Here is a 25,822-nt window from a genome sequence, read left to right as displayed (position 1 = left end):
CAAAAAATAAGCTTGAAGAAAAGGTGACTGTGAGTAACGTGACTGACGTCAACGAAAGCAACGACGGCGTATTTGATCCGCCAACGGGCATTACCGCTCCACCGATCGATGAATTGCTGAAGCGCGTTTCTTCGAAGTACGCCTTGGTCATTTTTGCGGCCAAGCGTGCTCGACAGATCAACAGCTACTATCAGCAAGCCGATGACGGTGTGTTTGAGTTTGTGGGCCCACTGGTTACTCCGGTGGGTCAGGAAAAGCCACTGTCGATCGCATTGCGCGAGATCGAGGCTGGATTGCTCGATCACGAAGAAGGTTAAGGCTACTAATACTAAGGTTGGCAACCTGAACAACTAGTGCAACGACAAAAACCCTCGTGTCCAGAAGTAACCGCTACTTGTGGACACGAGGGTTTGACGCATTTTTCCTATCCTTACCTCGGCCAAGGAGTAGGGGTGTCGGGGCTACTCCTTTTTGAAACCCCCGACAAGGTCGCGTGCTCACGTACAATGGCTTGGTTGCGTAGCTGGCTAATTCAGCCACGTTAAGTTGTCCCCACGTGCGTAACCAACGCCGGAACACACGGTGTCGAAGGGTAGTCGAGACCCTAACGGGTACCACACGCGTGTGCGTGTGGACAGGGTTGAGATGAAGCTGGGTCAGCGCAATCATGAAAGGGGAAAGTATGGCAGGAGTGGAGGTACCCGCAGTGAACGCAGTGGTAGAAAAGTCAGCGCCGCGAAAAGTTGTTGTTGGTGTGGCTGGTGGAATCGCCGCCTACAAGGCGTGCCACCTGATTCGGGACTTCAAAGAGGCTGGGGACGATGTATGGGTGGTTCCCACTGAGTCGGCGTTGAAGTTCGTTGGGCAAGCTACCTTCGAGGCCCTCAGCGGCAACCCTGTGTCTACTACCGTATTCGATGCCGTTGATGAGGTGCGCCATGTAAAGATTGGCCAAACCGCTGATCTCGTAGTGGTAGCACCCGCCACGGCTGATTTCATGGCACGCGTTGCTAGTGGTCGCGGCGACGACCTGCTGTCGGCCACACTTCTCGTGGCTACCTGTCCGGTGGTGCTGGCGCCAGCGATGCACACCGAAATGTGGATGAATCCAGCCACCCAAGCCAATGTGGCCACATTGCGTGCGCGTGGCATCACGGTGCTCGAACCTGCGCACGGACGTTTGACGGGAAAGGATACCGGACCGGGCAGGTTGCCTGAGCCTTCCCAGATCGCCGCCCTGGCGCGCACCCGCGCGGCGGGCTACCCACTCGAGCGAACTCTTGAAGGCAAGAAGGTCCTCATTTCCGCAGGCGGCACACAAGAGGCCATTGATCCGGTGCGCTACGTCGGCAATCGTTCCTCGGGCAAGCAAGGCTACGCCCTCGCCGAAATCGCGGCACACAAGGGGGCACAGGTTACCATTGTTGCTGGCGCTACTGAGCACCTGGAAACACCCAGCGGTGCCTTCGTCCACAAGGTAGTTTCCGCGCGAGAAATGCGAGAAGCGATGCTCGAGCATGCGGCAGACGCTGATGTGATTATCATGGCCGCTGCCGTGGCGGATTTCCGCCCAGAAAACCCCGCTGCCTCCAAGTTGAAGAAGGGGCATGCCCAAGAGTCACTCAGCACCATCCACATGGTTGAAAACCCAGACATTTTAAGGGAGTTGGTGCAGGCACGCATCAGCGGTGGAGTAAAAGAGTCTGCCACGATTATTGGCTTCGCCGCCGAGACAGGCGACGATGAACACAGTGTGCTCGATTTTGCCAAGCAAAAGGTCGTGAAGAAGGGCTGCGACCTTTTGATGTGCAATGACGTGTCCGGGGGCAAGGTTTTCGGTCAATCCGTCAACGAGGGATTCTTGGTGTCGGCAACTGGTGAGGTCTTCACCGTGACTGCTGGTTCCAAAACCGAGGTAGCAGCACAAATTATTGAAGCCATCGAGTCGCATCGCGTCACTAGGTAAATAAGCGACACCGTGGTGTGCCGCATCGTGTTCCAATGATCCTGCTGTGGCGACAGTTGGATTAATTTGTTTATCGCCGAAACGCGTGGTCAGGCGGGTGAGGTTAGCTGGCGGGGTGGATCCTGGAATCTCGACTGAACTAAGCAAACTTGCAATTTTAGACAGCTTGGTCTAATTTGTTCTGGAGGTACAGCGTGGTGATGGCTGATCCGCCGCGCACCCTTACCGGTACTGGCACCAGCAAGTGTTCGAGTACTCATAGGGCAAACAAACCTCAGTGTGGCGCGCATGTCGCTACTTGTTCCCATCCATTGTCTTTCGAAGGAATTACGACGTGACTTTGAACTCCCAGGCGACTGCTTTCCGCCTCTTCACCAGTGAATCCGTGACCGAGGGACATCCCGACAAAATCTGTGATGCCATCTCAGACACAATCCTGGATGCCCTGCTCGAAAAGGACCCGCACGCCCGGGTCGCCGTTGAGACCTTAGTTACCACTGGACAGGTCCACGTGGTGGGCGAGGTGAGCACCTCGGCCTATGTTGAAATCCCCAAGCTTGTTCGGGAAAAGCTGGTTGAAATCGGCTTTACCTCCTCCGATGTGGGATTCGATGGTCGCACCTGCGGCGTCAACATTGCCATCGGTGAACAATCCCAGGAAATTGGCGATGGAGTAACCAACTCCCAGGAGGTTCGTTCCGGCGAGCAGGCCGACGAGGACGACCAGGCCGGCGCTGGTGACCAGGGACTCATGTTTGGGTATGCGTCCAATGAGACTGATTCGTTTATGCCCCTGCCTATTGACTTAGCGCATCGCCTGTCGCGTCGCCTGACCCAGGTGCGCAAGGAGGGCATCGTTAACCACCTTCGCCCAGACGGCAAGACTCAGGTGACCCTTGCATACGATGACGAGGGCCGCCCTCGCGCGGTGGATACGATCGTCGTTTCCACCCAGCATGACGAAACCTGCACGCAGGAATGGCTCTACGAACAGCTCCGCACCAACGTGGTCGAGTGGGTCTTGGAGGATGCCGGTGTCAAGGAGTTCCTGAGCACCGATTACACCCTTCTGGTCAACCCTTCGGGCTCCTTCATTCTCGGTGGCCCGATGGGTGATGCGGGCCTGACCGGCCGCAAGATAATCGTGGACACCTACGGTGGCATGGCTCGCCACGGCGGCGGTGCTTTCTCCGGCAAGGATCCGAGCAAGGTGGATCGCTCCGCCGCCTATGCCATGCGCTGGGTCGCGAAGAACATCGTGGCTGCCGATCTCGCAGATCGCGCCGAGGTCCAGGTCGCTTATGCCATCGGGCGCGCCAAGCCGGTTGGACTCTATGTTGAGACCTTCGGCACTGCCAAGCATGGGCTGACAGATTCGCACATTCAAGAAGCAGTGCAGGCCGTCTTCGACCTTCGGCCGAAGGCCATCATCCGCGAGCTCGACCTGCTCCGCCCGATCTATGCCCAAACGGCTGCCTATGGCCACTTCGGTCGCACCGACCTGGATCTGCCATGGGAGCGCACGGATCGCGCGGGCGCATTGCGTGCCGAGCTCAACCTCGACTAGTCGTAGAATTCGAGGGCACCAGCAGTGATCCTTCGTGTCGCAGCCGTGATGTACCATCGCTTGCATGACCAACACCCGTGAACCCGCCAGCACGCTGCCGGTGGCACGGGTGTTGCCTTTATTGGGCATAGCGCACCTTGATCGCCCCTTCGACTACCTCGTGGATAGTAGTCAAGATTCTTCGGTACAGCGCGGGGTGAGGGTGCGGATCCGTTTTGCTGGCAGGCTGGCCGATGCCATCGTGCTTGATCGTGTGGCCACCAGTGAGCATGGGGACAAACTCAAATACCTCGAAAAAGTAATCTCGCCCGAGGTCGTGCTGCCGGATTTCATGAGTACGCTCATCTCCTCGCTGGCAAACCGGTACGCGGGGGTTACTTCGGATCTCATTCGCCTTGCCATCCCGCCTCGGCATGCACAGGCGGAAGCCTCCGCGGTAGACACTCCATGGGAGGAACTCGGTAGTGCGCAGGAACCGGATCTGTCTATCTGGTCCGGGTATGCGCACGGGCAGTCGTTCGTGGATGCTGTTTTGGCCGGTTCCACGGCGAGGGCGGTGTGGCAACTAGCCCCTGGTGATGATTGGGCCGAAGGGGTTGCTGCCCTTGCGGCAAAGGTAGCCATCGATGGCAAGGGCGTTTTGGTTGTCGTCCCTGACCAGCGAGATGTCAACGCCTTATCGGAGGCACTCGAGGCGCATGTGTCGAAGAAACAGATAACGGAGCTGTCTGCAGGCCTGGGTCCTCAGGCGCGGTATCGGCGCTTTCGTTGCGTACTCCACGGTCAGGCGCGCATCGTTATCGGTACTCGGAGTGCCGCATTCGCTCCACTGGAAAACCTCGCGTTATGCATCATCAAAGACGATGGTGATGACAACCTCGTTGAGCAACGCGCACCCTATGTGCACGCCCGAGAAGTACTTTCTACCCGCTCGGTGCAGCAAAAGTCATCGTTTCTCATTTGCTCTTCCTCACGTACCGCAGAAGCGCAGCTATTGGTGGAATCGGGTTGGGCGCATGACTTGGTAGCGTCGAGGCAGGCTATCCGCACCCGGATGCCCTACATCCACGCTGCCGCCGACTCGGATAAGGCTTTAGAGCGGGACCCGCAAGCCCGATATGCGCGCATGCCGGGAGCTGCATTTTGGGCGCTTAGGACTGCCCTCGATCGAGGCGAGCCGGTCTTGATCCAGGTCCCGCGCAAGGGGTATATGCCCACCTTGAGCTGTGCCAATTGCCGTCAGCCGTCGCGGTGTCGTTATTGCAATGGTCCTTTAGGGATCCCGCCTGCGCCATCAGCTGGGTCAGGTGCGTCGGCGGTGGTGGCTTCGGTGCCTACCTGCGGTTGGTGCGGACGGCCCGATAGCCACCATAGCTGTGGGCATTGCGGGTCAACCAAGATCCGTGCTGTGGTGGTGGGACAGGTCCGCACCGCGGAGGAGATTGGGCGTGCCTTCCCGAAGGTTCCAGTGGTAACCAGCGGAGGCAACAGGATCGTAGATGAGATTGATGCGCATCCACGCATTGTTGTGGCCACCCCCGGCGCCGAGCCCAGGGTCCGTGGTGACCTGTATGGCGCGGCCGTCTTGCTCGATACGTGGGCGCTTCTGGGGCGCCAAGATCTGCGGGCCACCGAGGATGCTTTTTCGAAATGGATGCACGTTGCCTCTCAGGTTTGTCCTGGCAACCGGGGCGGGGAAGTGGTCATTGTTGCTGATCCGGGGCTGGCAGTGGTGCAGTCATTGATCCGCTACGACCCAGTTGGCCAGGCCAAGGCGGAACTAGCTGCGCGGCGGGAGGTGCATTTCCCGCCGGCAGCTCATGTGGCTGCGATCGACGGAGCAAACTCGTCGATTGATGCTTTCCTCGCGCAGGTGGAGCTGCCGCCCCACGCGGAGATTTTGGGGCCGGTTGATTTGCCTCCAGGCGTCAAGCTGCCCGGTGAGTACGATGAGTCCCAATTTGGTCCGCCGCAAAGGGTGCTTATCCGCACTCCCTTGGGACCACGCGGACAATTGGGTACCTTGCTCAAGAACGCTTTGGTGGCGCGGGCCGCAAAAAAGGACCAGCTACCCCTGCGCGTTCAGGTAGATCCCATCACCATTGGCTAGCGGTGTGCAGTCGCTGTTGCTTCGTGCTCTCCGACGTTTCCTGTTGGACACTTACCACCAATAATTCGTGCGGGGGAAGGCGAGCTGTGGACGTCGGAAAGCACTGGCCGTTGGCAACCGGAAGACTGAATGTGGGTACCCAGCCTGAAAGGTAAGGAATTTCCGCGAGCGATTCTTGTTGCACAATGGTGCCCGGAGAAACGGAGCCACTTCTGAGGAAACCGAGGTAGAAGTGAATTCACTGCTGTCGCTGTCTATGAGAATGCCCATGAAACCGGAATGGTCTTAAGCATCGGATACAAGCCGTGCGGGCTGGCGCTGTGGGGGTCCGCCACGGCGCACGGAAAGCAATGTGTGTAGGCTTTTCTAGTTACGTTTTGTTTTGGCCAACAGCGACAGCGTTACGCCGATCTGTTCCTCACCCGCCTGAGGCGGGGGAGTGCGCATGTGACCGCTTGCTGTTGAAACCACGTGGCGTAGGGCGTATGCGGCCGAAGGTAGGGGCAGAACTGCCCGAGGAATGTCAGTATTTTCGAGAGGAGTCGTAGACACAGATGACCGTTTTGGATATCCGGCTTTTTGGCGATCCGGTGCTTACCACGAGGGCCGAGGAAATCACCGAGTTCGATCACACACTGGAGACCTTGGTAGAAGACATGCTGGAGACGATGGATGTCGCCGGCGGCGTGGGTCTTGCCGCCAATCAGGTCGGCGTGCTGCGTCGGGTTTTCGTCTATGACTGCAGCCATGTGGAAGACGGCCTACGCGGGCACATCATCAACCCCGTGTGGGAGGCTATCGGTGAGGAAACCCAGACGGGGCCCGAAGGGTGCTTGTCGATCCCGGATATCTCGGCTGAGACCACCCGCTTTGCTACCGTGAAGGTGTCGGGGCAGGACCTGCACGGCAACCCAGTGTCCATGGTTGCTTCCGGTCTGATGGCGCGGTGTATTCAGCATGAGACTGATCACCTCGACGGGGTTCTGTTCCTTCGCCGCCTGGAAAAAGACGCTCGCAAGGAAGCGATGGCCACCATCCGTCGTTCCGAGTGGTTTAACAGCGAGCACTAGGCGGCGAAGCCCGGGATACCCCCAGAGAAGCTAGACTTTGGTGCACAAGCAAAACGTGTCCCGCCTTCTGGCGTCCGTGCCCGTCTGGAATCCCCGGGGAGCTGGGCACGCGTGAAGTACCTTTCATCCAAGACGAAGAAGACATACATGCGCCTTATCTTTGCCGGTACTCCGGAACCTGCGGTGGTAGCACTAGAAGAACTGCTCGCCAGCGAACACGAGGTCATCGCAGTCCTTACCCGCCCCGATGCCCCGAAGGGGCGCGGTCGAACGCTGCATCCCTCGCCGGTGGCGGCGTTGGCTCAACGCAAGGGCATTGAAGTCCTCACACCGGCCACGCTCAAGGGCGGTACAGCGGACGGCGAGGCGTTTCGCGCCCGGTTGCGTGAGCTTGCGCCGGACTGCGTTCCAGTAGTTGCCTACGGGAACCTGATCCCGGGTGACATCCTGGATATGGTGCCCGAAGGCTTTATCAACCTGCATTTCTCGCTGCTGCCGCGCTGGCGTGGCGCAGCCCCCGTGCAGGCCGCCATCGCTGCCGGAGACGACGTCACCGGCGCCTCAACCTTCCGCATTGATGAAGGGCTTGACACCGGCGAGGTCTACGGGGTGTTGGAGCAACCGATCAGCGCTACGGATACCGTGGATTCGCTACTGACCACGCTTGCCTTTAAAGGCGCGGTGCTGCTGCGGGAGACGATGGATCGCATTGCCGATGGGACCGTTTCGCCGAAGCCACAACGTGGTGAACCAACCCATGTGGGCAAGATCAGCGTCGAGGATGCTCGCATCGATTGGCACAAGGACGCGGCCCATATCGAGCGAAACATTCGGGCGGTGACCCCGGTGCCGGGGGCGTGGACCCAGCTTGCAGGTCAGCGTTTCAAGGTCGGCCCGATCACCATCAGCGACGATCCCGGCGAGAAATTGGCCCCAGGGCACGTGCGGGTAGAGAAGAAGCGTGTCGTGGTCGGCACGGGAAGTAACAATATTGAGCTTGGGGACGTACAGGCGCAGGGAAAGAAGCGGATGCAGGCCAGCGATTGGGCGCGGGGCTTGCACGAGACCGAGGGAGTGATCTTCGAATGAGCAATCAGCCTACTGAGAACGCGGGAGGCTTTCGTTCCCGCAGCAAAGCTGCCTCGAAAAACTCTCAGGCTTCGCGGGGGGCTGGGCGCAGCCAACAATCCCGGTCCAAGTCCAACCGTGGTAGCGGCGCCGGAAAACGCGATCAGCAGCGTCGGGACGGCTCACAGCCGAACACCCAGCGCCGTCCACAGCATCGCGACAAGCGGGCCGGCGGCGCCAAACCGCTTCCCGACGGGCTGCGCGGAATCTTCATCGATGTGGACTTGGCGCGTGCGGTGGCCTTTGATGTCATCTTCCGCGCCAACGAGGAAGGCACCTATGCCAACCTCGCTTTGCCCAAGCTTTTGAATCAAGAAGGCCTCAAGCGCCGGGATGCCGCGTTCGCTACGGAGCTGACCTACGGCACCCTTCGCAATCAAGGGGTCATTGACGCGGTGCTTGCCGCCTGTTCCTCCCGCCCACTGGATTCGATCCATCCGGGAGTGCTGGCAGCGTTGCGCCTGGGCACCTATCAACTGCTCTACACCCGCGTCGAGCCACACGCGGCCGTGGATACCTCAGTGCGCATCGTCGCCGATATCGGACAAGGCCAAGCGAAAGGTTTTACCAACGCAATCCTGCGATCGGTTACGAGCAAGACGCCAGAACAGTGGCTGGAAACACTCGAGCCGGCTGGCGAAATAGCCGCGCTAGCGTTTCGTCACGCCCATCCCGAATGGATTGCACGCAGCTTCGCCAAGATCCTCGGCCTTGCTGAGCTCGAGGGAGCTTTGGATGCTGATTCCCAGCGGCCGAAGGTACACCTCGTAGCGCGTCCAGGCGAAATCAGCGCCGAGGAGCTGGCGTTGATCACCGGCGGTGAGGAAGGGCAGTATTCGCCCTATGCCGTCTATCTTGACTCCGGAAATCCCGGTGAGCTTGACCCCGTGCGCGAGGGATTAGCCGCCGTGCAGGATGAGGGGAGCCAGCTCATTGCACGCAGTCTCGTCGAGGCGCCGGTAACCGGGGAAGATCATGGCCGTTGGCTTGATTTGTGTGCCGGACCGGGCGGCAAGGCGGCGCTTTTAGGGTGTCTAGCCCGTATCGATGGGGCCACCGTCGATGCCATTGAGATCCAAGAACATCGTGCGCGTTTGATCGAGAAGTCAGTCAACGGGCTTCCCGTGCGCGTCCATCACGCAGACGGACGTGACAGTGGGCTCGAACCCGGCTTCGACCGCGTGCTTGTCGATGCACCTTGTTCGGGTCTTGGTGCCTTACGCAGGCGTCCGGAGGCGCGCTGGCGCAAGCAGGAATCCGACATCGCGGAGCTCAACAAGCTGCAAAAACAACTGCTGTCGTCCGCGATTGAGCTCACCCGTTCCGGTGGTGTCGTCGTGTACTCCACCTGCTCCCCGGACCTGCGCGAGACCCGCGGGATCGTTGACTATGCTCTGGAAAACTTTCCCGTCGAGGAACTCGATGCCCACGCGCTGGTGCCGAACCTGCCTGATGCCGGTGAGGACAAGTCCATTCAGATGTGGCCGCATCGGCACGGCACGGATGCGATGTTCTTCGCGGTCCTGCGCAAGAAATAGCGGCGGGCTACTGCCTGCTTGCTTGCGTCAGTGTTTGCTTGCCGACGGCCACGACGCGTCGCCGTCATCGGCCCTGCGGGCGTCGGCAAGCGAGCAATGCCGCGGTAACGAAATAGCCACCGTGCGCCCAGGGGCGGGCGGAAATGGGGTAGGTAAGCAAATAGTCTAGGCAATAGTCAAGGGTGAAACTTGTAGACTATGACCCATGACTAACGCTTCGACCACTGGGCGTCGCGCCCCCATCATCTCCCCTTCGATCCTTGCTGCTGACTTCTCCCGGCTCGACCGCGAGCTCGAGGCAGTCTCGCATGCAGACTGGATCCACGTCGATGTCATGGACGGGCACTTCGTCCCCAACCTCTCCTTCGGCGCCGATATCACCAAGGCAGTGTCTCGCCACACCGATAAGCCGCTGGATGTGCACCTGATGATCGAAAACCCGGAAAAGTGGGTGGACAACTACATCAACGCCGGTGCCCATTGCGTCATCTTCCATGTCGAGGCAACCGATGATCCACTTTCGCTCGCGCGTTACCTGCGTTCCCAAGGGGTCAAGGCCGGATTTTCGCTGCGTCCCGGAACCCCCATCGAGCCCTACCTCGCCGACCTTGACGAGTTCGACGAGGTGCTGGTGATGAGCGTGGAGCCCGGTTTTGGCGGACAGAAGTTCATGCCGGAGCAGCTGGATAAGGTTCGCACCCTGCGCAAGGAGATCGATTCCCGGGGACTGGATGTGATCATCGAGATCGACGGCGGCATCAGCGCCTCGACCATCGAGGCCGCCGCAGCCGCCGGCTGTGATGCCTTCGTCGCAGGGTCTGCCGTCTATGGTGCCGAGGTGCCCAACGATGCCGTGGACACCTTGCGCGAACTAGCTACCCTGGCATAATGACGCAGCAGAAGGCTCCAGGGCTGGACTTTTCCTCGCTCGTTGCCGAAGTCTCAGCCACCTGGGGTGCAACCGTGGGGGTTGCGGTCTTGGCGGCACTTGAGGCAGGAGAGGAGGTAAAAGGGAACACGAGCCCGAATCCGCCGGTGGGCGCAGCACTATTTGATGCGCGGGGCGTGCTCGCGGTGGGCGCGACTGCTCCGGCTGGCGGAGCCCATGCTGAAATCAATGCCTTGACCCAGCTTGCCGAAAAGGGAATCTCTCCTGAAGGCCTTTCTATAGCCGTAACTCTCGAGCCGTGCAATCACACGGGGCGAACCGGCCCATGCAGCCACGCGCTGCTGGAGGCCGGGATCGCGAAGGTCTTCTACCTTACTGCCGACACGAATCCGCAGGCGCAAGGTGGTGCCGAGTTTTTGAGAGAACACGGGGTTGAGGTGACCTTTATCGGTGTCACCGTCCCAACCTTGCAATACTGGCTTGCCTCCATCCGCAATCATCGCCCCTCGGTGACGGTGAAATGGGCGCACACCCTCGACGGATACATCGCAGCCCCAGACGGAACCAGCCAATGGATCACCGGTGAGGTGGCGCGCGCCTTCGTACACCATGACCGTGCCCAGCGCGATGCGATCATCGTGGGTACCGGGACCGTGGTGGCGGATAACCCGAGGCTGAGCGCGCGCCGCGGATATGATACGGCTGAGGCAGCCGCCGGCACGCTGTACGAGCACCAGCCTGTGAGGGTGGTGATCGGTACGCGCACCTTAGGACACGAGTTCCACCTAGGAATGGCCGACGGCACGAGCATTATCCATGCCTCAACGATCGAGCAAGCCTTGCAAATGCTGTGGGAAACGGGTGCCAGGGATGTTCTCGTCGAAGGAGGTGCCGGACTGGTGAGCTCATTTTTCGAACAAGGACTCGTTGATTTCGTCCAGGACTATCAGGCCCCAGCCTTGCTGGGGCGGGGAAAGAGTCTATCCACATGGCCTTACGCACAAAGCATGACTGAGATCGTGCGCTTCGAGCGGATCCATACTCAGGTTCTTGGCCAGGATGTGATGAGCCTTCTTGCCGCTGTCAACGATGGGCGAAGCTCCTACGCACACTGAGGCCATAGACTTTCCCGGTGTTGCCAATGACTTTCACCCCTATTGGCCAAGCATTCACCGTGAAATAAAAAGGTGGCAGTGGCGTTGTCTTAGGCGTGAGATAGGTAAAGGTGTCTTCTGCATGCCGCGTGCATGGCCACGGCCTTCGGAGATCGCGGCCATTTTTGGTGGCGAAAATCACGTTACAGCGTGAGCAAATAGCGTATTAGTAGAAATCGGTACCTGCCTTCGACACCATGAGGCTCGAGATTCGCAGAACTCGGGAGGCAGCGGTGCTGGCCTTGTGCCAAGTCATAGATTAAGAATAGAAAAACCAGAAATGAAAAAGGGTTATGTTTACAGGAATCGTTGAGGAATTGGGAACCGTCGCCGGAATAGAGCAGCTTGGCGATAGCATCCGGCTGAGGGTTAACGCCACCAAGGTGGTTTCTGATGTACACGCCGGTGACAGCATTTGCGTCAGCGGCGTGTGCCTGACCGTTATTGAATTCGATGATGCCGGTTTCGTGGCGGATGTGATGCAAGAATCGCTCGACCGCTCCGCATTAGGGGAGCTCGTCGTGGGCGCTCCGGTCAACTTGGAGCGGGCGATGCCGGTAACCGGACGCCTGGGCGGGCACATCATGCAAGGCCACGTCGATGGGGTTACCACCTTGTTGTCCCGTGAGCACAGTGAACATTGGGATGTGCTTCGCTTCAAGCTTCCCTCAGAGCTTGCCCGCTACGTGGTAGAAAAGGGGTCGATCGCGATTAGCGGTACCTCTTTGACCGTCAGCGCCATCGGGGAGGATTGGTTTGAGGTCTCGCTCATCCCTACGACATTGGCGGAGACGATTCTCGGTGGCCTGACCGTGGGTGCCACTGTCAATGTGGAAGTAGACGTCGTGGCCAAGTATGTCGAAAAGATGCTTGCCAACAATTCTTAAGCGTTGGACGTGTCGCCCAACCTGCTCGCGGGTCGCCCCCTTATAGGCTCTCTGCGACGCTTGTGAGCCCACGGTGGCGCTGCGCGGCGTAGGCTGGCAATCGTTTGCAGAGCGTGTTTTTGTTGGCGGTTGTTGCAGGCTTGCCGACGGCCCCAAGGCGACGGACGTAAGCGACATATGCGGCTGTTGCCGTTTTCATTTCCAATTCGTGTAAAAGATATTCAAAGTGCCCTTTCGAATCCATCAGAGAAAGGGAATACGACCCCGGTCATTCGTGGTCATGTCCCAAGTAAGTAGAGTGTAAAGCCGTGACTAGAGAAGAACAGGCATCGGAAAAGGTGCGTTTGGACTCAGTAGATGAGGCCATCGCCGATATCGCCGCGGGGAAGGCCGTGGTGGTTGTCGATAGCGAAGACCGTGAGAACGAGGGCGACATCATCTTCGCCGCCGAAAAGGCCACTCCCGAGCTGGTGGCCTTTATGGTTCGTTATTCCTCCGGTTATATTTGCGCGCCGTTGACCGAGTCTGATTGCGATCGCTTGGGCCTGCCGCCGATGACCTCAAAAAATGAGGATGCTCGCGACACCGCATATACCGTCACCGTCGATGCGGCCACGGGAACCACTGGTATTTCGGCCCGTTCCCGCGCGGAAACCATCCGTAGGCTCGCAAACCCTGATTCCGTGCGTGCGGATTTCACTCGCCCTGGTCATGTTGTGCCGCTACGGGCGAAGGAAGGCGGCGTGCTGGTGCGCGAAGGTCATACCGAGGCGGCCGTCGATCTTGCTCGTCTCGCGGGGCTGCGCCCTGCGGGTGTGCTCTGCGAGGTCGTGTCGGAGGAGGATCCGACTGATATGGCGCGCTTGCCGGAGCTGCGCCGTTTCGCCGACGAGCATGACCTTAAGCTCATCAGCATCGAGCAGCTGCGCCACTGGCGGCTCGTGCACGAAGTCTTGGTAGAGCGGGGTGCGGAAACGACGCTGCCGACCGAGTTCGGCACCTTCCGCGCTTTCGGATATCGCTCCCTTGTCAATGGTATTGAGCACGTGGCTCTCGTGTACGGCGATCCTCAGGGCAAGGAGGAGGTCCTCGTGCGCGTGCACTCCGAATGCCTGACAGGGGATGTCTTTGCTTCCCGACGTTGTGATTGCGGTCCCCAGCTCCACACCAGCCTCAAGGCGATCGTGGACAATGGCTGTGGCGTGCTTATCTACATGCGCGGCCATGAAGGACGTGGCATTGGAATCCTAGCTAAGCTGCAGGCTTATCACCTCCAAGACGAGGGTGACGATACCGTCGATGCCAATCTGAAGCTGGGGCACCCGGTCGATGCCCGGGAGTATTCCGTTGCCGCGCAGATCCTCAAGGATCTGGGTATTTCATCGGTGCGCTTGCTGAGCAACAATCCTGCAAAGATCGATGAGCTCAACAGCTTTGGCGTTCCCGTGACGGAGCGCGTTCCGGTTGAGGTCGAAGTAACGGCCGATAATGTCAACTACCTACGCACCAAGCGTGACCGCATGAATCATGTGCTGCCTTGGGTAGCGGCCTATGACGCGGAGCATGCGGTCAAGGCCTAAACAGGGATCGCTTCGTCAGGAAGGTGGTGGAGGCGGCAGGGACTCCGCCACGCCATCGTCCACGTTAAAGCACAAACTTGCACAACTGCATTAAGCCCATCATCGGAATGGGTTTGAGAAATGGTCAAAGTTTCGGGGAGGAAGTCATGAGCAAAGAGGGACTGCCACAGGTCGATGACATTCAGGCAAAGGGTCTGCGTGTCGGAGTAGTCAGCAGCATGTGGAATGAAGACATCTGTAATAACCTCCACGAAAGCGCTATCGCCACCGCGAGAGAGGCTGGTGCTGAGGTCGTGGAGTGCCGGGTCGTCGGGGCTTTAGAACTCCCGGTGGTTGTTCAAAAGCTCGCACAGTCCTGCGATGCTGTCGTTGCTTTGGGGTGCGTCGTCCGCGGTGGTACCCCGCACTTCGATTATGTGTGTGACTCCGTTACCCAAGGGCTTACCCGCATCGCTTTGGATACGGGCAAACCCATCGGAAACGGCGTGCTGACCACCAACGACGAACAGCAGGCCCGTGATCGTGCTGGTTTTCCCAATTCGGTCGAGGATAAGGGTGCTGAGGCAATGACCGCCGCCTTGCATACCGCTTTGCTGCTTCGAGAGCTCTCCTGAAAAAAGGACGCCCGGAAGCCGAGGCGCCCCGGTCATGGGTACGTTGGTCATCCGGAGGTAGGATCGAACTTTCTTCTACCACCGTTGTCGGCGTAGGATTTTCGGGAAGCACTCGCACCGCATTTTTGTGGTGCACAGTCTCTCAACTCATGGCTGAGCTGGCTATGATTACCTCACTGTTGGTGCCGGTGGATGCATCGGTGCCACCCACATACGAATCCCCAGGAATTAGAATTCAGATGGACGAGAAGAATCACCCTACGCTGAGCGACAATGAGATCTTGGGCTACGTGGCCGCCGATGCTGCCTTGACCACCGATAAGCCCTGGGAACTCGTAGTGGAAAGCCGTCGCATGAAGATGTGGGCCTGGGTGCTGGCGTTGGTAACAGTGGCGCTGCATGTCTTCCTAGCTCTTATCGTCACCGTCGGTGACACAGGCACCGGATTGACCATCGCCGATCAGTGGGGATATTTCCTCGTAGGTATCATCTTTGCCGCCATCTTCTATATCGGCTTATCCCGTCCACGCGTGCGCGCAAATTCCGATGGCGTCGATGTCCGAAACTTCCTCGGAAGCCAGTTTTATCCGTGGACGGTCATCTACGGGCTTAATTTCCCGGAGGGCGCGCGCATGGCGCGATTGGAGCTGCCGGAGTTCGAGTATGTGCCGCTCTGGGCTCTTCAGTCCGCCGACGGCATGGAGACCGTGAAAGCGGTGGATAAATTCCGCGAGCTTGAGGGTAAGTACATGCCGGAAGACTAGACTCCTTCCCGTAACGATTTCCCGGCAGTACCTTTGAATCCAACCCCCGCAGACAGTGCCCCACTGGCCTACGGGGGTTGTGTTTTCCGCTCGCTGAGCTCGCTCAAGACGTAGCCTAAGGGGTGGCAGGCACGTAATAGTTCTAGTATCGGGATGGGGTAACCGCACCGTTAGGCGTCGGCAAGCAAAAATTACAGTTGTACGTTTCCCGTGGCATTGTGCAAAGGCAAGGAGAACCGGAGGAATCTCGGGCGCTGGTCACTGCCGACGAGCACACCCACCACACTGAGTTCCAGCCAGGTGTGGGCGAGCAAACCGCACCGAACTGCGTTGCTTGACTCCCTATCCGATCCCCCCCAAAATATTGACGCAAAGGATCTTCATTCGTGGCTGATCCCACCACTTACCGGCCAGCGCCGGGTACCATTCCCACCACGCCCGGCGTGTACAAGTTCCGCGATGAATACGGACAGGTCATCTATGTGGGCAAGGCGATCAACTTGCGATCCCGCCTGTCCAACTACTTCCAGGACCTTTCCGTGCTTCACCCGCGCACCCGCCAAATGGTCACGACCGCGGCAAGCGTGGAATGGACGGTCGTGGGCTCCGAGGTGGAAGCGCTGCAGCTTGAATACACGTGGATCAAGAAGTTTGACCCCAAGTTCAACGTCAAATACCGCGACGATAAGACCTATCCAGTCTTGGCAGTATCCGTGCGTGAAGACGTGCCCAGGGCCTTCTTCTACCGTGGCCCGCAACGCAAGGGCATCCGCTATTTCGGGCCCTATTCCCATGCCTGGGCTGTGCGAGAAACCCTCGACCTCGCTGTGCGCGTGTTCCCCATGCGCACGTGTTCGAAAGGTGTCTATCACCGACACGAACAGCTCGGCCGTCCCTGCCTTTTGGGCTACATCGATAAGTGCTCGGCCCCCTGCGTAGGAAGGATCAGCCTCGAGGATCATCGGGAAATTGTCGATGGTTTCGTCTCGTTTATGTCCGGCCACGTTGACCCCGTCGTGCGAGAGATTACGGCAAAGATGAACACCGCCGCCGAGGAGCTGGACTTCGAAAACGCAGCCCGCTACCGCGATGACCTTGAGGCGATCCGCAAGATCACGCAGCAGCAAGCAGTCGTGCTAGGTGACGGCACCGATGCGGACTTCATCGCGGTAGCAGCTGATGAATTGGAAGCCTCCATCCAGCTATTCCATGTCCGCTCCGGGCGTATCCGGGGCCAGCGTGGCTGGGTGGTGGAACTCGTCGACAACTCCGACTCCGCCATGAATGACTTGGTGGCAAACTTCCTCGTCTCCTTCTACTCCGATGCGGTAGAACAGGAGAAATCCACCCGAGTCAGCGAGGATACCCACCGCATGGGACAGGAGGCGGCTGGCACGGCAGCGGGCTTGGCCAATCAACGCCGCGGCGTGGATCGCTATTCGCATTCCGAGCAGGCGCCCATGGGAACAGATGCGCGCCTTGCGACGCGCGGTGCCGACAAGGTGGTCCCCAAGGAGGTGCTCATTTACGACTTTGAGGGTAAGACCTCCCAACTGGAGCAGGCGCTCAGCGCTATCCGCGGGGCGCAGTTAAGCGTGCGCAGCCCTCAACGTGGGGATAAGAAGACGTTGGCTGAAACTGTGTACAAGAACGCGGTGGAGGCATTGCGTCAGCACAAACTGAAGCGAGTGGGGGATTTGACCACACGCTCCCAGGCGCTCAAAGAGATCCAAGAGGCCTTGGACATGGACGAGGCCCCGTTGCGCATCGAATGCACCGACATTTCCCATATTCAGGGCACCGATGTCGTTGCCTCCCTCGTCGTTTTCGAGGATGGTTTGCCCAAGAAGTCGGACTATCGCCGCTACAAAATCAAAGAGGCCGCGGGCGATGGGCATTCCAACGACGTGGCCTCCATCGCCGAGGTCACCCGACGGCGTTTCGCCCGCTATCAAGAAGACAAGCTTGCGGTGCCGGAATCAAGCATCGACGAGGAATCCACCTTCGACGATGAGCAGGGTGAAGGCAACCCAGCGGAAAAGAAGAGGTTTGCGTACCCGCCGCAATTGTTCATTGTCGACGGCGGACAACCACAGGTGAATGGTGCCGCCGAAGTCCTCGACGAGCTAGGCGTCAACGATGTTGTCCTGATCGGCATCGCAAAGCGCTTGGAGGAGATTTGGTTGCCGGGGGAGGAGGATCCGCTCATTTTTCCGCGCAATTCGCAGGCGCTCTACTTGTTCCAGCACATCCGCGACGAGGCACACCGCTTCGCCATCACCTTCCACCGTCAGCAAAGATCCAAGCGCATGCGCCAGTCGGAGTTGGACTCTGTGAAAGGGCTCGGCCCCTCGCGTCGCACAGCATTGGTCAAGCACTTTGGTTCGGTCAAGAAGCTGAAGGAGGCATCGGTGGAAGAAATCCAGCAGGTCAAAGGGTTCGGAGCAGGTCTTGCCACAGACGTCTATGCGGCCTTGCACCCAGAGAACGGTACCAAATATACCGCGCAGGAAAGCCAACGAGACTCCAACGAGTCTTAAGCTTGTTCTTGCCCCGGCTAGATTATGGCCAGGCAGGTTTGCCGTGCTGGCGTCGGCAAGCACATGCCTGGCGTATTCGAGGCGTGGCACGTTTCGGCGCGTTGCCCCGATTCGTGCCTTGTGCAACGCCTGCGCTGGTCGACGGTTTGGGCGAGATTTCGGAACAGGTTGTATTGCTTGCCGACGAGGAGGGTGAACACCAGTCATCCGGATCGTTGTTTTCAATGCAGACGCAACGACGGGCGCAAACCCACCATATTTGGTTAGAATCGCAACTATGAATCATGACTTGCACGGCGATACCCATTCCAAACCTGCCATCCCGCCGGTACTGATTACTGGTCTTTCAGGCGCCGGTTTGAGCTCTGCCGCGCGCGTCTTAGAAGACATGGGCTGGTTTGTCATCCAAAACCTGCCGCCGAACTATGTTCTCGAATTCGTTGAGAACAACGCGGAAAATGAGCTGTTAAAAAAGAAGATCGCAGTCGTTTCCGATGTGCGCTCTATGGAGTACGCGGGCTCGCTCGAGGACGTGATCTTTGCCCTAGGTCGCAAGGGGCTCAAGCCCATCGTCTTGTTCATGGACGCACGCGATGACGTGCTCATCAAGCGTTTTGATAACTTGCGTCGCATACACCCATTGCAGGGACAAAGCACGCTCATCGTAGGTATTCGTCGCGAACGCGAAATCATGGCTGGACTTCGGGAAAGCGCGGATGTTGTCATCGATTCCTCCGACCTTTCTGTGCATGACCTGCGCCGAGCGATTGAGCAGAATTTTTCCTCGATCGCCAGCAAGCTTATGCACGTTACGGTGCAGTCTTTCGGTTTCAAACACGGCACCCCGCGCGATACCGACCTGATGATCGATGTGCGATTCCTGCCGAATCCCTTCTGGGTTCCAGAGCTACGGCCCTTCCGCGGGGTGGATCGCCAAGTCTCCGATTACGTCCTTTCCAACGACAGCGCCCAGGATTTCCTCAATAACTTCATGGCAATGTTCACGGGGATGCTGTCAGGCTTTAAACATGAGGGCAAGAAGTTCATCACTGTTTCCATTGGCTGTACTGGGGGACACCATCGTTCGGTGGCTATCGTGGAGGAACTCGGTCGACGACTGCGTGAAACGAATGTGCTCGACGTGTCAGTGGTACACAGAGATATCACTCGGAACTGATGTGGGTTCCCCCACAAAGGAGGTATCGGGAAACAGGGCTGGATAATCGAAATTCCCCGTTTTCTTGCCCGTCCTTGCAGATAGGAGAGTCCAGTTTCGTGGTTGTACGATTGTCACAATTGACCTAGGACACCATCTGGCGGGTGGCAGGAACCGACAAAGAGCTGGCCAAAAAAGAAATGTGCTTTTTTACTACGCTAAATAAGAAGTAGCGGTTCTTAGAGTGCTCTCATGTACTGTTAAATGTCCAAGTTTGGTGGATGGCACAGTGCAAGAAGTACTCAATGGCTTTTCTGGCTGCTAGGTTGGGATGCTGCCGAGTTCGGTGGCACACAGCCGATTGCGCCATAATCTTTCACACACATATCACTACCGCGCAGCTAGTGGGCGCGGACTGGAAAAAACAGACAATGAGCGAAGATTCGAAGTCCGAGATGACGAACCCCGAAGTTCCCCCAGCATACACAGGTGCACTCGAAGAAAAACCTCTGGGAAGCATCGTGAGCCTTGGCGGTGGACATGGGTTATTCCAAACGTTGCGGGCAGTGCGTCAGATTCCCTCCGAGAAGATTACTGCGGTGGTTACAGTGGCCGATGACGGTGGTTCATCGGGTCGCATTCGCCGAGAACTTGGCCATGTGCCGCCGGGAGATCTGCGCATGGCACTCGCGGCGCTCACTCCTCGTGACGAAGACGGGAAGATGTGGGAGGCCGTTCTCCAACACCGTTTCGGTGGGCACGGCGCATTGGCAGGACATGCCGCAGGCAACCTGCTCATCGCAGGCCTGTACGAGGTTCTCAAGGATGAGGTAAAAGCCCTTGATGTCGTGGCTAAGTTGGTACAGGCTGAAGGAAGGGTGCTACCTGTTTGCGATGATCCGTTAGACATTGCAGCCGATGTGGCGGGTCTCGATTCCGACCCGCGCATCATGCGTGAGGTGCGCGGGCAAGTCGCTGTTGCCTCGACGATTGGACAAGTACGCCGAGTCAAGCTATACCCCGAGAATCCGAAGCCCTGCAGGGAAGTCATCGAAGCAATCAATGAGGCCGACCTTATTACGCTCGGCCCCGGCAGTTGGTTCTCCAGCGTGATCCCACATCTCTTGGTACCGGGGGTAGTCGATGCGATCAACGCCTCCGAAGGATTCAAGGTGGTCATCCTCAATCTCACCGCGGAACCGGGGGAGACCTCTGGTTTTAGTGCGGAACGCCATATTCACATGCTCAGCCAGCATGCGCAGGGGTTAAAAGTGAATCTCATCCTAGCGGACAGCTATGCGATGCCCAACCAAAGTGATCGCCAGTATCTCGAGCGCGCAGCAATGCTTTTGGGTGCTACCGTCGCTTTTCATGACCTGCGTCAAGATGATGGCAAAGGGTTACTCACTGACCGCCACGACCCGGCAAAGCTTGCGACCGCTTTGGCCTATGAATGTCAAAAGGCACGTCGAATTCAATTGTAAGACTGTCCGTTTGGCCGCGAGTTATTGGTTTGAACCAGTGCGGTACAATTTTTCTTTCGAAGAAAACACCCTTGGGCGGGGTGTTGAGGTCCACTGTGAGATCGCAATAGGCAATGGGAGAGCGGGTATCAAAGACGATGGGCGTGACAATGCTCTCGACGCAAGTCAAGGAAGAACTGGCCAGGCAATCGGTGAATAAGGGATCTGCCCGGGATGCCGAACTTGCTGCCATTATCCGCTTTGCAGGCTCGCTCGACGTCATCGCTGGAAGCTTGGTGATTGAGATTGAGCTCGACAATAAATCCGTGGCTACCCGGGTGGCTAGCGAGATTCGTGAGCTATTTGATACAGACGTCCACGTCATGGATCTCGGAATCTCTGCGTCGAGAAAGTCGCAGCGCCATTTGTTGCGTATTACCAAAAACGCGGACACTATTCTTCGACGGCTAGGCCTAGTGACTCGCTCGGGACATCAGGTCATTGGATTGCCACCACAAATTATTTCTGGCACCATCGCCGACGCTGAGGCAGCTTGGCGCGGTGCATTTTTAGCAGCCGGCCAGCTTTCTGACCCGGGTCGCACCTCAGGGCTGGAGATAGCTTGTCCGTGCCCGGAAGCTTCACTCGCATTGGTCGGTTGCGCTAGGCGGCTAGGGATTAGCGCAAAGACGAAAGAAACCCGTGGCGTGGAGAAGGTTACGATTCGCGACGGCGATGCCGTGGGGGCATTGCTTTCCCGCATGGGTGCGCACGCGACCCGTATTCAATGGGACTTGAAGCGGGAACAACGAGAAACTCGCCCGAGTGGCAATCGTCTCGCCAATTTTGATGATGCCAATCTGCGCCGGTCAGCGCGCGCGGCTGTCGCGGCCGCCGCACGGGTGGAACGTGCGATGACTATTCTTGGCGATGACGTACCAGACCATTTGGCCGAGGCAGGGCAGCTGCGAGTTCAGCACAGGCAGGCCTCACTGGAGGAATTAGGACGCCTAGCTGACCCGCAGATGACGAAAGACGCTGTGGCAGGCCGCATTAGGCGTTTGCTGTCCATGGCAGATAAACGAGCGCAAGAGCTCGGAATCCCAGACACGAACGTCGCTGTGAACGAGGACATCCTCGACGAAATGTGACCACCGCTGGAAACTGACGAGACCTGCACCATCCTGGGTGTGGGTCTTTTCTTCTGCATGGAAAACTTTCGCCGCGTTCATCGAACCCCTGACACTTGGGCTTCCCGGCGTCGGTCCATCCTCAGATTGAGTGGAAGTCACAGTGGCTCATGCGACGAGAGTAGCGGATGCGATTTCTGTTGTTGGTACCTACAACTTCCGTGGGCATGTTGTAGGAATGTCCGAAACCAAGTTGTTGGATTGGTTGTATTCTCGTTTGATTTGTGTTGTTTGAGAGCAATTTCGAGCCAAATTGTGTGTGAAAGTGAGGTGAATGTGCCCATTCGGGCATATTGTGACGAGCTTCACTAGCAATTTGGTGGGCGTGCAACCGGAATCATAAGAGGTGGGTTGTGGCCTATTGACTCACCAATTTAGGGGGAGTAATGGTCTCTTTTGCGAGGATTGTGAGCGTGACGACCGTTCTTTAAGGTCGTAGCCGGTTTCACACTTTCACCCATTTGGTTGCCCATGTGGTTTTGCGAAATCTGTTGAGCAAAAAATGTTCTGCACGTTTGGGCTTTCGTCGCTACACTTGGCAATTGAGGTTGAGCCGAGCAATTCGGCAAAAAGAACCGGACATATCCGGACCGAATTCAACGCTCGGCCGCCATCTTGTTCATTCTCTATCGAGGAGACTTATTGTGACTATCCGTGTAGGCATCAACGGCTTCGGCCGCATCGGTCGTAACTTCTTCCGCGCCCTGACCGAGCGTGGTTCCGACATCGAGGTCGTTGCAGTCAACGATCTGACTGACAACCACACCTTGGCTCACTTGCTGAAGTACGATTCCATCCTGGGTCGTCTGGGTAAGGAAGTTTCCTACGACGATGAGTCCATCACCGTTGATGGCCACCGCATCATCGTCTCCGCTGAGCGCGACCCGAAGAACCTCAAGTGGGGCGAGTGGGGCGTAGACATCGTAGTTGAGTCCACTGGCTTCTTCACCGATGCAACCGCTGCTGCAGCTCACATCGAGGCCGGCGCAAAGAAGGTCATCATCTCCGCTCCTGCTAAGAACGAAGACGCAACCTTCGTTGTGGGTGTTAACCACACCGACTACGACCCAGCGAAGCACAACATCATCTCCAACGCTTCCTGCACCACCAACTGCTTGGCTCCGATGGCTAAGGTTTTGGACGAGGCTTTCGGTATCGAGAATGGCCTCATGACCACCGTTCACGCATACACCGGTGACCAGCGTCTGCACGATGCACCGCACCGCGACCTGCGCCGCGCCCGTGCCGCTGCACAGAACATCGTTCCTACCTCCACCGGCGCTGCAAAGGCCGTCGCTTTGGTACTGCCTCAGCTCAAGGGTCTGCTCGATGGCTACGCACTCCGCGTTCCAGTTATCACCGGCTCCGCGACCGACCTGACCTTCAACGCCAAGAAGCCGGTTACCGTCGAAGCTGTCAACGCTGCTATCAAGGCTGCTGCTGAAGGCGAGCTCAAGGGCATCCTGGGCTACACCGAGGACCCGATCGTCTCCACCGACATCGTCACCGATCCTCGTCCTTCCATCTTCGACGCTGGCCTGACCAAGGTGATCGGCAACCAGGTTAAGGTCGTTTCCTGGTACGACAACGAGTGGGGTTACTCCAACCAGCTGGTTACCCTCACCGAGTACGTCGGCGAGCGCCTCTAATTTCGAGGTGACAGGCCGGTTGTGACCGATTGCACCCGGCTAACCCTGTGGTCCGGGGTGTGTACCTCGCGTACGCACCCCGGACCATTACTTTTAGCTTTAAAATTTCATATGTACACCTAATGTACGAACAATCATCAAGCGCCTGTGCGCCACCGGCTCCGTAGCCTGCAAAAAAGCGGGTAGTCGTCGATTGTAGAAACGCCTAGCGCTACACCATACCCAGGATGGAGAAAACATGACCGTAAAGTCTCTTCAGGATTTGCTCAACGAGGGCGTTGAGGGACGCCATGTGTTGGTTCGCTCGGACTTCAACGTTCCGTTGAACGAGGATCGTGAGATCACAGACCCCGGCCGTATCAACGCTTCCCTGCCAACCATCAAGGCTCTGGTCGAAGGTGGCGCTCGAGTGATCCTTATGGCTCACCTGGGTCGCCCAAAGGGCGAAGTTAACGAGAAGTACTCGTTGGCTCCGGTGGCTGAGGCTTTGTCCGAGGCGCTTGGCCAGTACGTCGCTCTCGCGGGTGACGTCGTCGGTGAGGATGCTCACGAGCGTGCCAATGGCCTCAACGATGGTGATGTCCTCCTGCTCGAAAACGTCCGCTTCGATCCGCGTGAGACCAGCAAGGATGCAGCAGAGCGCGGTGAGTTCGCCGATCAGCTCGTCGCCCTTGCCGCTGAGAATGGTGCCTTTGTGTCCGACGGCTTCGGCGTCGTGCACCGTGCCCAGGCCTCCGTCTTTGACGTAGCTCAGCGTTTGCCGCACTACGCAGGCACCCTCGTTCAGAAGGAAATCGACGTCCTGAAGAAGGTCGTCGAGAATCCGGAGCGCCCGTATGTGGTCGTTCTCGGTGGCGCCAAGGTCTCCGACAAGCTTGGCGTCATCGAAGCCCTGGCTGAGAAGGCCGACAAGCTCATCATCGGCGGTGGCATGTGCTACACCTTCCTCGCTGCTCAGGGCATCAATGTGCAGAAGTCGCTGCTTCAGGAAGAGCAGATCGACAAGTGCAAGGAGCTGCTGGCCACCTACGGCGACAAGCTGGTTCTCCCGGTCGACCTAGTTGCTGCAGTCGAGTTCGGCGCAGACGCTGAAAACAAGGTAGTGGAACTCGACGGAATCCCAGAGGGCTGGATGTCCCTCGATGTCGGACCAAAGACCGTTGAGAAGTTCGCCGAGGTCCTCGGCACCGCCAAGACCGTATTCTGGAACGGCCCCATGGGCGTGTTCGAGTTCGAAGCATTCTCCAACGGCACCCGCGGTGTTGCAGAAGCCATCATCAAGGCAACTGCCGATGGTGCTTTCTCTGTCGTCGGTGGCGGCGACTCGGCCGCAGCCGTGCGCCTGCTTGGCCTCGACGAGAACGGCTTCAGCCACATCTCCACCGGTGGTGGCGCTTCCCTAGAATACCTCGAGGGCAAGGAGCTGCCGGGCGTGAAGGTCCTCGAGTCCTAATCGGCCCAAACTAACCGAAGGTAAGCTCATTCAATTCCTGAGCTCACCTCGTTTCCTCCGCTTGCGCGGTGTGCGCTGAGATTGGCACGACTATCAGCACAGCCAATTCGTCAAAAACACCGCCTATAAACTTTCTCGCTCCGTCGCCTCCTCGAAAGGAAACCCCACTTATGGCACGTAAGCCACTTATTGCTGGTAACTGGAAGATGAACCTGGACCACAAGCAGGCCATCGCCACCGTTCAAAAGCTCGCTTTCGCACTGCCGAAGGATGCCACCGAGGCGGTCGACGTTGCGGTTACCGTTCCGTTCACCGATCTTCGCTCCGTGCAGACCATCGTTGACGGAGACAAGCTGCCGATCACCTATGGTGCGCAAGACGTCTCCGTCCACGAGTCCGGTGCTTACACTGGTGAGATTTCAGCCGAGATGCTGGCTCAGCTGGGCTGCACGTGGGTAGTCGTTGGCCACTCCGAGCGTCGCGAGTATCACGGCGAGACCGATGAGCTTGTTGCTGCCAAGGCAAAGGCGGCGCTGGGCAAGGGCATGCACCCGATCGTATGCGTCGGTGAGCCACTGGAGATTCGCGAGGCTGGCACCCACGTCCAGTACGTGGTTGATCAGACCCGTGCTTCCTTGGCTGGTTTGTCCACCGAGGATCTCACCAACACTGTCATTGCGTATGAGCCGGTGTGGGCAATTGGTACCGGAAAGGTTGCATCTGCAGCTGACGCGCAAGAGGTCTGCGCCGCCATCCGTAAGCTCATCGCCGAGATCTCCGATGAAGACACCGCAGCTGGCATTCGCATCCTCTACGGTGGCTCCGTCAAGGCCGAAACGGTTGCCGAGATCGTTGGCCAGGAAGATGTTGACGGCGGCTTGGTCGGCGGCGCCTCCCTCGATGGCGAGGCTTTCGCAACGCTGGCGCGTAACGCCGCAGGAATCTAATATCTAGCTGTCAACCTTGATTATGTTCAGTGGTGGCCATGGCTTAAAGGCTCGCGCCTTAAGTGGCGATTGTCACCACCTGTAGCAAAACGCTCGCCGCCCGCGCTTCGTCGACGGGCGGCGAGCGTCTTTGAACTTGTTTTTAAGTGTTCCCACC

General features: G+C 58.1%; 20 protein-coding genes. All 20 read left to right on the top strand.

Features of this window, described 5'->3' with window-relative positions; translation table 11 throughout:
• Nucleotides 1–38: 38 nt before the first annotated feature.
• Nucleotides 39–317 (top strand): DNA-directed RNA polymerase subunit omega, encoded by a 279-nt coding sequence (rpoZ, locus tag PAB09_RS07450; RefSeq protein WP_271035327.1) that lies wholly within the window; start codon nt 39–41, stop codon nt 315–317.
• Between the two features lie 365 nt (nt 318–682).
• Complete coding sequence (gene coaBC / locus PAB09_RS07445; RefSeq protein WP_271033077.1) at nt 683–1,966, top strand: bifunctional phosphopantothenoylcysteine decarboxylase/phosphopantothenate--cysteine ligase CoaBC; 1,284 nt, start codon at nt 683–685, stop codon at nt 1,964–1,966.
• A 334-nt stretch (nt 1,967–2,300) separates the two neighbouring features.
• Complete coding sequence (gene metK, locus PAB09_RS07440) at nt 2,301–3,533, top strand: methionine adenosyltransferase (protein ID WP_271033076.1); 1,233 nt, start codon at nt 2,301–2,303, stop codon at nt 3,531–3,533.
• 64 nt (nt 3,534–3,597) lie between these two features.
• On the top strand, nt 3,598–5,643 hold the full coding sequence (locus PAB09_RS07435) for a primosomal protein N' (protein ID WP_271033075.1): 2,046 nt from the start codon (nt 3,598–3,600) through the stop codon (nt 5,641–5,643).
• Between the two features lie 554 nt (nt 5,644–6,197).
• Entirely contained in the window at nt 6,198–6,713 is a 516-nt protein-coding gene (gene def, locus PAB09_RS07430) for a peptide deformylase (protein WP_271033074.1), read from the top strand.
• Nucleotides 6,714–6,860: 147 nt separating this feature from the next.
• Entirely contained in the window at nt 6,861–7,802 is a 942-nt protein-coding gene (gene fmt, locus PAB09_RS07425; RefSeq protein WP_271035326.1) for a methionyl-tRNA formyltransferase, read from the top strand.
• Nucleotides 7,799–9,379 (top strand): RsmB/NOP family class I SAM-dependent RNA methyltransferase, encoded by a 1,581-nt coding sequence (locus PAB09_RS07420; RefSeq protein WP_271033073.1) that lies wholly within the window; start codon nt 7,799–7,801, stop codon nt 9,377–9,379. Before fmt ends, PAB09_RS07420 begins: the two co-directional genes overlap by 4 nt.
• 205 nt (nt 9,380–9,584) lie before the next feature.
• Nucleotides 9,585–10,268 carry a ribulose-phosphate 3-epimerase gene (gene rpe, locus PAB09_RS07415; protein ID WP_271033072.1) on the top strand — a complete coding sequence of 228 codons (684 nt, stop codon included), beginning with the start codon at nt 9,585–9,587 and terminating at the stop codon, nt 10,266–10,268.
• Nucleotides 10,268–11,383 carry a bifunctional diaminohydroxyphosphoribosylaminopyrimidine deaminase/5-amino-6-(5-phosphoribosylamino)uracil reductase RibD gene (ribD, locus tag PAB09_RS07410; RefSeq protein WP_271033071.1) on the top strand — a complete coding sequence of 372 codons (1,116 nt, stop codon included), beginning with the start codon at nt 10,268–10,270 and terminating at the stop codon, nt 11,381–11,383. Before rpe ends, ribD begins: the two co-directional genes overlap by 1 nt.
• Before the next feature lie 332 nt (nt 11,384–11,715).
• The gene (locus PAB09_RS07405) at nt 11,716–12,309 is read left to right on the top strand and encodes a riboflavin synthase (protein WP_271033070.1); all 594 of its coding nucleotides are present in this window, start codon (nt 11,716–11,718) and stop codon (nt 12,307–12,309) included.
• Nucleotides 12,310–12,617: 308 nt separating this feature from the next.
• Nucleotides 12,618–13,889, top strand: coding sequence for a bifunctional 3,4-dihydroxy-2-butanone-4-phosphate synthase/GTP cyclohydrolase II (locus PAB09_RS07400; protein WP_271033069.1), 1,272 nt, complete (start codon nt 12,618–12,620; stop codon nt 13,887–13,889).
• Nucleotides 13,890–14,035: 146 nt separating this feature from the next.
• The gene (gene ribH / locus PAB09_RS07395) at nt 14,036–14,503 is read left to right on the top strand and encodes a 6,7-dimethyl-8-ribityllumazine synthase (RefSeq protein ID WP_271033068.1); all 468 of its coding nucleotides are present in this window, start codon (nt 14,036–14,038) and stop codon (nt 14,501–14,503) included.
• 239 nt (nt 14,504–14,742) lie between these two features.
• Nucleotides 14,743–15,267, top strand: a complete 525-nt coding sequence (locus PAB09_RS07390) for a PH domain-containing protein (RefSeq protein WP_271035325.1) — start codon at nt 14,743–14,745, stop codon at nt 15,265–15,267.
• Between the two features lie 386 nt (nt 15,268–15,653).
• Nucleotides 15,654–17,807, top strand: a complete 2,154-nt coding sequence (uvrC, locus tag PAB09_RS07385) for an excinuclease ABC subunit UvrC (protein ID WP_271033067.1) — start codon at nt 15,654–15,656, stop codon at nt 17,805–17,807.
• Nucleotides 17,808–18,084: 277 nt separating this feature from the next.
• Nucleotides 18,085–18,984, top strand: coding sequence for an RNase adapter RapZ (rapZ, locus tag PAB09_RS07380; RefSeq protein ID WP_271033066.1), 900 nt, complete (start codon nt 18,085–18,087; stop codon nt 18,982–18,984).
• Between the two features lie 410 nt (nt 18,985–19,394).
• Nucleotides 19,395–20,447 carry a gluconeogenesis factor YvcK family protein gene (locus tag PAB09_RS07375; protein WP_442873652.1) on the top strand — a complete coding sequence of 351 codons (1,053 nt, stop codon included), beginning with the start codon at nt 19,395–19,397 and terminating at the stop codon, nt 20,445–20,447.
• A 143-nt stretch (nt 20,448–20,590) separates the two neighbouring features.
• Nucleotides 20,591–21,577 (top strand): DNA-binding protein WhiA, encoded by a 987-nt coding sequence (gene whiA / locus PAB09_RS07370; protein ID WP_442873651.1) that lies wholly within the window; start codon nt 20,591–20,593, stop codon nt 21,575–21,577.
• A 683-nt stretch (nt 21,578–22,260) separates the two neighbouring features.
• Nucleotides 22,261–23,265: a type I glyceraldehyde-3-phosphate dehydrogenase gene (gene gap / locus PAB09_RS07365; RefSeq protein WP_271033065.1), complete on the top strand. Its 1,005-nt coding sequence runs from the start codon at nt 22,261–22,263 to the stop codon at nt 23,263–23,265.
• A gap of 238 nt (nt 23,266–23,503) precedes the next feature.
• Nucleotides 23,504–24,718, top strand: coding sequence for a phosphoglycerate kinase (locus tag PAB09_RS07360; RefSeq protein ID WP_271033064.1), 1,215 nt, complete (start codon nt 23,504–23,506; stop codon nt 24,716–24,718).
• 170 nt (nt 24,719–24,888) lie between these two features.
• Entirely contained in the window at nt 24,889–25,665 is a 777-nt protein-coding gene (gene tpiA / locus PAB09_RS07355; protein ID WP_271033063.1) for a triose-phosphate isomerase, read from the top strand.
• Nucleotides 25,666–25,822: the final 157 nt, after the last annotated feature.

The sequence above is a fragment of the Corynebacterium sp. SCR221107 genome (genome assembly GCF_027886475.1).
Classification (GTDB): domain Bacteria; phylum Actinomycetota; class Actinomycetes; order Mycobacteriales; family Mycobacteriaceae; genus Corynebacterium.
The sequence above is the reverse complement of the archived record's forward strand: the minus strand, read 5'-3'. Positions and strand labels throughout refer to the sequence as shown.